This is a genomic window from Candidatus Bandiella numerosa, from assembly GCF_021811875.1.
Taxonomy (GTDB): domain Bacteria; phylum Pseudomonadota; class Alphaproteobacteria; order Rickettsiales; family Midichloriaceae; genus Aquirickettsia; species Aquirickettsia numerosa_A.
On the sequence record NZ_JAJBJD010000026.1, the window covers coordinates 1 to 9,027 of the forward strand.

Consider the following 9,027-nt stretch of genomic DNA (forward strand, 5'->3'; position numbering starts at 1 on the left):
TCTGATACTACCTCGCCTTTTTCTTTTTTTCTTACTATTATTTCAAAATCCATTTGATACCTGTATTGTTTTAGGTCAAAGGTTAGCACTTTTCCTATTTATACGCTATCTAATATTTATGCTTCCTCTATCATATATGTTTCTTTCTGCCTATTATGCAATGGTCTTTTTTATATGAGTTTCTAATCCCGAGTTGAGGTTTCTTAAACAGAGCGCAATCAAATCAATACCAACTGATAAGTTTCACCTATAGCAAAAACGTCTCCAGCTTAGAATTTAGTAATTTTAAACTTGAAAGTTCCAGATTCAATCTTCATATCATTTTGCCCTTCAAATCCATCTGAGCTATTTTTTATTTCAACTGCCAAAGTCTGCTCTTTAATATACTCCGTCCAACTGTCCACACTTTGGTTTATTATTTCATCATCACTAAAAATATTCACAATTATTTTATCTGTAATTTCTAAATCAATATCTTTTCTTGTTTGTTGAATGGCTCTTACAATATCTCGAGCAATACCCTCAAGTTCCAATTCTTTATTAATATCTAGATCAATTAATACAAGGGCGTCATTTGTTGAAAGAGCACTAATATTATTCTTATATTGCTCTTTTGCCTCTAATTTCAAATCAAATTCATCATGACTCAATAAGTTACCAGCTATCTCAATTTTATCTCCGACAATCTTCCAATCTCCTGATTTATTGGCAGTAATAATTTCCTTTATTTTTTCTGGTAATCTTTTTGCAAGCACTGAAAAGTTAATTTTTATTTTATAATCTGCATATTTAGTTATCTCCTCTTTTCCTAAATTAGCCCAACTTTTAACATTTATCTCATCTAGTACAAGTTGCTTTAGCTCTTCAGAAAGGCTACTGTCTGTCACTCCAATAAACGTAACTTTTGAGAGAGGTTGCCTTATACGTATTTTTTGATCATTTCTAATCCTAAGGGCTGTAGTGCAGGCATCACGTACCTTTTCCATATTGAGTACAAGCGACTTATTATATAAATACGCATCCAAATTAGGAAATTTTTCTAAATGCACACTTGATGAATCATTGTCTAAATTTAAAAATATCGCTTCAGAAATCATCGGTAGTAGTGGTGCTATGGCCCTGACAAAAATATGTAATACAGAGAATAAAGTGTTATATGCATATATTTTGTCTTGATCTTTTTGGTGACGCCAAAACCTTTCTCTAGAACGCCTAATATACCAATTATTCAGCACTTCTAAAAACTCTTCTGCAGATTTAGTAGCACAAACGGTATCATATTCATCTAAAGATGACCTTATTATTTCTATCGTATCAACCAATTTTGAAATTATATATTTATCTAATATATTTATGGAATTTACATCCAATTTGGCTTGAATTTTATCTGCTTTGGAATAAATTGAAAAAAAGTGAAATGCATTCCACAACGGTTTAAGCGTAGACTTTACAGCTTCTTTTATTCCATCTGCATTTTTATCAATCACTAATTCCTGCCCTCTCATCACTGGAGATGACATCATAAACCAACGCATAGCATCTGCACCATATTTTTCAAACACCTCCTTAGGATCAGGATAATTTTTGAGACGTTTGGACAATTTCTGCCCACCATCACCAAGAATCACACCATGGCATATACAATTTAAAAAAGGTGGTTTATCAAATAAAGCTGTAGAAAGGACGATAAGGGTGTAGAACCAACCCCTGGTTTGAGCTAAATACTCCACTATAAAATCAGCTGGAAAATGATTTTCAAACCAATCCTTATTTTCAAAAGGATAATGCACCTGAGCATACGGCATTGAGCCACTTTCAAACCAACAATCAAGAATTTCTGGAACACGTCTAAGTTTTGATTTACCCGTAGGATCCTTTGGATTAGGCTTCGTAAGTGAATCAATATATGGTCTATGCAAATCTTTTACTTTAACATCGAATGCTTCCTCTATTTCTTTTATTGAACCATACACTTCCATATGAGGATACTCTGGATCATCACTTTGCCAAACCGGGATAGGGCAACCCCAAAATCTATTTCTAGAAATAGACCAGTCCCTTGCATTTTCTAACCATTTACCAAACAACCCTGACTTAATGTGATCTGGTATCCAATTAATTTCTTGATTATTTTTAATCATTCTATCTTTAATTGCCGTCACCTTGACATACCATGATGGAACAGCTTTATAAATAAGCTGCGTATCAGTTCTCCAGCAATGAGGATAATTATGAATGTATTGCTCTGTTTTTATCCATAAATTTTGATTTTTTAACCTAATGATTATGTCTTCATTTGTTTCAAAGACTTGTTTCCCTATATATTCTTCAACTGGGTAAGTAAACTTCCCAGCACTATCAACAGGACATACTAACTCTATATCATTTTTTTCGCATAAAATTTGGTCATCCTCCCCGAAACCGGGTGCAACGTGCACTGCACCAGTACCATCTTCTGTTGTAACAAAGTCTGCGTGAAATATAACAAAGGCATTTTTATGACCTTTAAAATACCTAAATGGTGGATTGTATTTTAATCCCACTAAATCAGCACCCTTTATTCTTTTTACAATATCATTGCCCAATTCCTTTTCATATTTTGGCAATAAATTTTCAGCAATGATAATTGCCACACCATCCTTCTCTAGCACTACATAATCAATCTCTTTCCCAATTGCTATTGCTAAATTAGATGGTAATGTCCAAGGAGTTGTTGTCCAAACAGCAAGAAGTACTGATTTATATCCTTTAATGATTTGAGCACCATCAATTAGCTCAAATCCAAGAGTTACTGCTTTACTATGCTTTTCTCTATAAGAATTATCAATTCGTGTTTCGAAATCTGAAACAGGTGTTTCGCATGCCCATGAATATGGCATTACCTTCATAGATTGATAGATAAGCCCCTTATTATGAAGCTTTTTAAATGCCCAAATTACACTCTCCATGTAATTTTTATCCATAGTTTTGTAATCGTTATCAAAATCTACCCAACGTGCTTGCCTAGTGACATATTCTTGCCATTCATTGGTATACTTTAAAACCGATTCTTTGCAGTAATTATTGAATTTCTCAATACCATAATTTTCTATGGCAATTTTTCCAGATATATTTAATTTTTTTTCCGCATACATCTCTGCTGGAAGTCCATGACAATCCCAACCAAACCTTCTATCAACTCTTTTGCCACGCATAGTTTGATATCTAGCAAATAAATCTTTGATGAACCCTGTCAATAAATGACCATAGTGTGGCAAACCGTTAGCAAAGGGGGGACCATCATAAAAAATGAACTCTTCATCTCCCTTTAAGGTATTTAGAAACGTATTTTCTTCCTGCCATTTCTTTAAGACACTCTTTTCTATTTGACTAAAATCATCAGTATCTAACTTTATTGGATCCTTAGAATTTATGGTCATGAGATATATTTACTTAAAACGATTTAAAACTGTTATACTTAAAAAGTGGCATAGAAACGCTACAGGCTGACGTGGTGCCCAGAGGCGGAATCGAACCACCGACACAAGGATTTTCAGTCCTTTGCTCTACCGACTGAGCTACCTGGGCAAGTTAAGCATGCCAGTATCAATTTCTGGCGACCCCTACGGGATTCGAACCCGTATTGCCACCGTGAAAGGGTGGAGTCCTAAACCGTTAGACGAAGGGGTCTAAATAGGGAAGACTACATATAAATCTCGAAAAATTCAAATAGTTTTTTAAAAAAATTTGATATTCTTGCTATTTTTATTTTTGAGTCACGTTTTGTTGATGTTTAAATCTTTACCTAAAATGATTAAAAATCTTTATTTTAAACAGGTAACATATTAACATATAGCTGATAAAACCAACCATCATCTCAAAAATTAGCAATGAAAATTTACTCTCTAAATTAACAATATTTTCATATATATACATGAAAAATATCATGACTATTGATGCAAAAAAATATTTCATTATTTCAGGTATAATAAATTTTTGAAACTTAAATTGCAAAATTCTATGAGCAAAAAATACTAAAATTATAATATTTACCCAACCTGATACAACATTTGCAATTGCAACGCCAAAGTATTGCAATTGACTCATTAATGTAATACTTATTATGATGTTGATTAACATGCAGGTGATGGATATCATCACCGGGACTTTTGTGTTAAATTTGGCATAAAATTTTGTTTGGAATAATTTAATCAATATAAATGCCGGCAAACCAAATATTAATATTTTTAAAGTTTCTGACGTGTGAATAGTGCTATCATTTGTAAATTCTCCCCTTTCAAATAAAGTATATATAACATTTTTTGATAGAAAAAATAATGCTATGGTAGCAGGAATTGTAAACATCATAACAAGATTTATCGCATTATTTTGCAAGCTATTTGTAGCATCTTCATCATCTTTAGATTTAATTTTTTTTGCAAGCATCGGAAGCATTACAGTTCCAATCGCTGTACCAATTAGCGCAAGTGGCAATTGTACAATTCTATCTGCGTAATATAAATATGACAACCCTCCAGGGAAAAACGAAAGTATAATCATGCTAAACCAGGTGTTAATATGGGTTATTCCAGATGATATAATAATGGGGACTATATTTTTTAAAATTTTCTTGATTTTTTCATTAACTTCTATTTTAAAAAATTTTAGTTTGCACCCGTGCTTAAACAGAAAAAACACCATCCATAATAGCTCTAATACGCCACCTATTAAAGTAGCAATTGAAATGCTGTGTGCACTTGTTTCGAATGTGTCTAGAGTTATCAATAAAGCAATAATTACAATATTTAAGATTGCTGGTGCAATTGCGAATGGAAAAAACTTGTTAAAGCTGTTAAGTATTCCGCCATAAAATGCTGCTAAAGAAATGCAAAATAAATATGGGAACGTTATTCTTCCAAACAGTACTGCCAAATTATATATTTGAATATTATCTCTGAAGCCTGGAGTTGAATACCAAATTACCTGAGGCATAAACACAATGACTACCAAACAAAATATTGCTAGTGCAACTATTAATAATAAATGTACTTTAGATGCAAACTCTAAAGCTTTTTGCCTTCCATGATTTTTTAATTCTTTTGAAAATTCAGGGACAAAAACTAAATTAAGAGCACCTTCAGCAAATATATTTCTGAACATATTGGCAAGCCTGAAAGCTGCTATAAAAGCATCATTAAGTAAACCTGTGCCAAGCTTTGCAGCAATAACAATATCCCTAATATAACCAAAAATTCTAGAAATTAATGTACATAAGCTTACAACAAACGTTGATCTAATTAATTTACTCACTTTTTCAAACGATTGATTTTACTATTTCATCGTGTATTTTTTGAATTTTTAACTTTTCCTTACCCTCAACCAATACCCTAATCAGCGCTTCTGTTCCTGATTTTCTAACTACTATTTTTAAATCTGGGTTATTCTCAATGATATTATTGATATCATTGTTTACAGAAACTTTTAATAAAGGGTTTTTATCGTTAAACCTTATATTTGATTTAATTTGTGGATTGAGTTTAAAAATTTTTACTAAATCGCTTAATTTTTTCCCACTTTCAACTAATATGGCGAGTATTTGAAGAGCAGACGCAATTCCATCACCTGTGCTTGAATAATCTGAAAAAATTATATGCCCAGACTCTTCTCCGCCAAAATTTAAATTATTTTTAACCATCTTTTCATGCACCTTTATATCCCCTACTTCAGAATAAATGGTTTTTATTCCTATATCTTTTAAATACTCTTCTAGTGCCAAATTTGAAACTTTAGTAACCACAATAGCATCACCCTTCAATTTGCGATGAACTTTAAGATGAGTTGCAATCATCGCTATTATATATTCACCTGGAATTATCTGTCCTTTTTCATCACAAACTACAATTCTATCTGCATCTCCATCTAATGCTATGCCAATATCTGACTTACTTTCAAACACTTTCTCGCATAAATCTTTAGGATACATTGAACCACAATTATCATTTATATTAAACCCATTAGGTTCACAAGAGAGCTTTGTTACTTCACCTCCTAATTCCCATAATATAGTTGGTGCTAACTTATATGCACTGCCATTTGCGCAATCTAGAACAATTTTAATACCAGATAGAGTAAAATTTTTTGGAAAAGACCTCTTTACAAATTCAATATACCTACCAGGTGCATCATCTAGTCTTTTAGCCCTGCCCAATTTTGATGGTTCAGCAAGGCTCTCATTCAATTTTTCACTAAATATTAACTCTTCAATTTTTTGCCTGGAAATTATATCGAGTTTATGACCATCTTTATTAAACAGTTTAACTCCATTATCGTGATATGGGTTGTGTGATGCTGTAATCATGATTCCAAAATCAGCTCTTAGTGACTTTATTAAAATAGGTACAGACGGCGTAGGCATTGGGCCGACCAAAATAACATCCGCCCCCGTTGATATTACTCCAGCTGTTAAAGCTGGTTCTATCATATAGCCTGATAGCCTAGTATCCTTTGCTATCACGACCCTTCTTTTTGAATTCTTAGCTCCTATAGAAACCCCAATTGCTGTACCTATTTTTAAAGCAATATCTGCCGTAATTGGAAATTTATTAACTAACCCTCTAATTCCATCGGTTCCAAAAATTGACGACATATTTTTAATTATTTATTTTTTTGATTTTGATACATTGAACCTAAATAGCATCACATCACCATCATCCACAACGTAATCCCTTCCCTCTTGCCTTAATTTACCGACTTCTCTTGCCCCATGCTCTCCATTATACTTGATGTAATCATCATAAGATATTGTTTCTGCACAAATAAATCCAGTTTCAAAATCTGTATGAATTATTCCAGCTGCCTTTTGTGCCGTAGTACCTCTCTTAAAAGTCCAAGCTCTGGTCTCTTGTGGCCCTACAGTAAAATATGTATTCAGATTGAGAATTTTATAGCCTGCTTTGATTACTCTGTTTAAGCCACTTTCATCAAGTCCCAATTCATTTAAAAATTCTTTTTTCTCAGCATCATCACTAAGGTTAGAAATTTCTTCTTCAATTTTTGCTGATATATTGATGCTAACTGTATTTTGCTTTGTAGCTTTTTGCTCAATAAGTTTTGAAAATTCATTACCACTTAAAACATAATCTTCTTCAACATTGCATATATAGAAAAATGGTTTAGAGGTTAATAAATTTAGAGTTCTAACCTTTTCCTCATTACTTTCATTCATAAACATCCTTGCAGGATTTCCTGAATCAAGAATCTGTAGTATCTGGTTGATTAATGATACAATCTCGGCTAGGGATTTATATTGTTTTGCTTTTTTCTCAATTGTTTTTAGTTGTTTATTGAGGCTCTCTATATCCGCTAAAATTAATTCTGTTTCTATAATTTCAGTATCCCTAATTGGATCCACACTACCTTCAACATGCGTAATATCATCATCGTAAAAACATCTTACCATATATACTATAGAATCAACGTTTCTAATATGGGCTAGAAATTTATTACCCAGCCCCTCTCCTTTACTCGCTCCTTTAACAATTCCTGCAATATCTACAAATTCCATTTGCGTAGATATTATTTTTTTAGATCCTGCAATATCGGAAAGTCTTTTTAATCTTTCATCTGGTACTAAAACTAATCCATTATTGGGCTCAATAGTACAAAACGGATAATTGGCCGCACTCGCTTGTTGACTGCTAGTTAAAGCATTAAACAAAGTGGATTTACCAACATTCGGCAATCCAACAATTCCGCATTTAAATCCCATTCACTTATCTTAACTGCCACTTCTTAAGAAGCTCTTCAATTTGCCCACTTGTATTCAGATCTTCTATATTTTTATTTATTTCATTCACAAAGCTAGAACCTTTTTTAACTCCAATAGCATAGCTATTTTCCTCTTCATCAATATACACATTATCCTCTATAGATTCAGACTTAAGCTCTGGCCTATTTTTAATAAAATTTGGTGCCTGTGCGTCCTCTACTATTAAAGCATTAATCTCTCCAAGTTTGAGCTTTTCAAGCAAAAGAAAATTTGAACCCAAAGAAACAATTTCAAGCGAGTTATCAGAAGATTCATTATAATTGTTAACAAAACTCTCCATGGTACTACCTGTTTGCACACCAATTTTTGTGTTTTTAGGAAAATCATCTAGCGTTTTCACGTCATTATCCTTTATAGTAATTATAGCAAAAGTACTTGTATAGTACGGATCCGAAAAACTAACATTTTTTTCTCTTTCAGAATTTTTAGATAGACTAGATATAATTAAATCAATTTTGCCAGAATTTAATGAAGGAATAAGCGAAGAGAATTCCATTTCTTTAATTTCAATTTTTTTACTCATCTTTTCTCCAAGCATATGCATAAAATCTATATCAAAACCAACAATCTTACCATCTTCTGTATATTCAAAAGGAGGATAATCAGGACTCACACCCACAACTAAAACATCACCCATTGAATTACTTACATTTCTTTGCAACCTAGTTATAAAGAAAATTGCCAAAATAATAATGAATACAGCTATTGCTAATACTACTAATTTATAAGACTTACTCATAGTAAAAAATTGAAAAAACATTTAGGTACATTATACTAAATATTAATAATAACACAACTTTTAAAAATTTAACGGCCTGGCATTGTTAACTAAAGAGAGATAAAAGTATATCTTTATTAAAAAGCATTAGAATAGAGTTATAAATCATATCTATAGACTTGCTATATCGTTTAGTTTTTCTATGAAATCTAGCAAGATAATGACGTATTAATGAATTGAATGACTCAACAAGAGCAGTTTCTGCCTTGGCAAAGTAATGTTTATTTGATATTAAAGGCCGTTGCATAAATGCAAAGCAAGGAAGATATGCAATAAATGGATTTAAAAAATTAGATTCATATAAGGAAGCATAAATAAAGGCCGTTGCATAAATGCAAAGCAAGGAAGATATGCAATAAATGGATTTAAAAAATTAGATTCATATAAAGAAGAACGATAAGTTTGGTATAAAAGCTGATAGAATAATAGGAATTCAAGAAAG

At 32.1% G+C, this 9,027-nt stretch carries 5 protein-coding genes and 2 tRNA genes; all 7 read right to left on the reverse strand.

The genetic code is table 11. The annotated features are described in order from the left end of the window. Nucleotides 1-269 precede the first annotated feature (269 nt). The 7 genes from ileS to L8D11_RS01830 all read right to left on the reverse strand — a co-directional run bounded on the left by ileS (nt 270) and on the right by L8D11_RS01830 (nt 8,546). Entirely contained in the window at nt 270-3,419 is a 3,150-nt protein-coding gene (ileS, locus tag L8D11_RS01800) for an isoleucine--tRNA ligase (RefSeq protein ID WP_236869969.1), read from the reverse strand. A gap of 72 nt (nt 3,420-3,491) precedes the next feature. Further along, nucleotides 3,492-3,567 (reverse strand) — tRNA-Phe (locus tag L8D11_RS01805). 26 nt (nt 3,568-3,593) lie between these two features. Then, nucleotides 3,594-3,669: transfer RNA gene (locus L8D11_RS01810), tRNA-Glu, on the reverse strand. 111 nt (nt 3,670-3,780) lie between these two features. After that, a complete protein-coding gene (gene murJ, locus L8D11_RS01815; protein WP_236869970.1) occupies nt 3,781-5,289 on the reverse strand; it encodes a murein biosynthesis integral membrane protein MurJ in 1,509 nt (502 codons plus the stop codon). A 4-nt stretch (nt 5,290-5,293) separates the two neighbouring features. Continuing rightward, complete coding sequence (gene glmM, locus L8D11_RS01820) at nt 5,294-6,625, reverse strand: phosphoglucosamine mutase (RefSeq protein WP_236869971.1); 1,332 nt, start codon at nt 6,623-6,625, stop codon at nt 5,294-5,296. 12 nt (nt 6,626-6,637) lie between these two features. Then, a complete protein-coding gene (ychF, locus tag L8D11_RS01825; RefSeq protein WP_236869972.1) occupies nt 6,638-7,747 on the reverse strand; it encodes a redox-regulated ATPase YchF in 1,110 nt (369 codons plus the stop codon). Between the two features lie 4 nt (nt 7,748-7,751). Further along, the gene (locus L8D11_RS01830; RefSeq protein WP_236869973.1) at nt 7,752-8,546 is read right to left on the reverse strand and encodes a transporter substrate-binding domain-containing protein; all 795 of its coding nucleotides are present in this window, start codon (nt 8,544-8,546) and stop codon (nt 7,752-7,754) included. Between the last annotated feature and the right edge of the window lie 481 nt (nt 8,547-9,027).

Excerpts from the sequence above, each read along its gene's own strand:
- ileS (WP_236869969.1), bottom strand. The coding sequence starts at position 3,419 with ATGACCATAAATTCTAAGGATCCAATAAAGTTAGATACTGATGATTTT.
- glmM (WP_236869971.1), bottom strand. The coding sequence starts at position 6,625 with ATGTCGTCAATTTTTGGAACCGATGGAATTAGAGGGTTAGTTAATAAA.
- ychF (WP_236869972.1), bottom strand. The coding sequence starts at position 7,747 with ATGGGATTTAAATGCGGAATTGTTGGATTGCCGAATGTTGGTAAATCC.
- L8D11_RS01830 (WP_236869973.1), bottom strand. The coding sequence starts at position 8,546 with ATGAGTAAGTCTTATAAATTAGTAGTATTAGCAATAGCTGTATTCATT.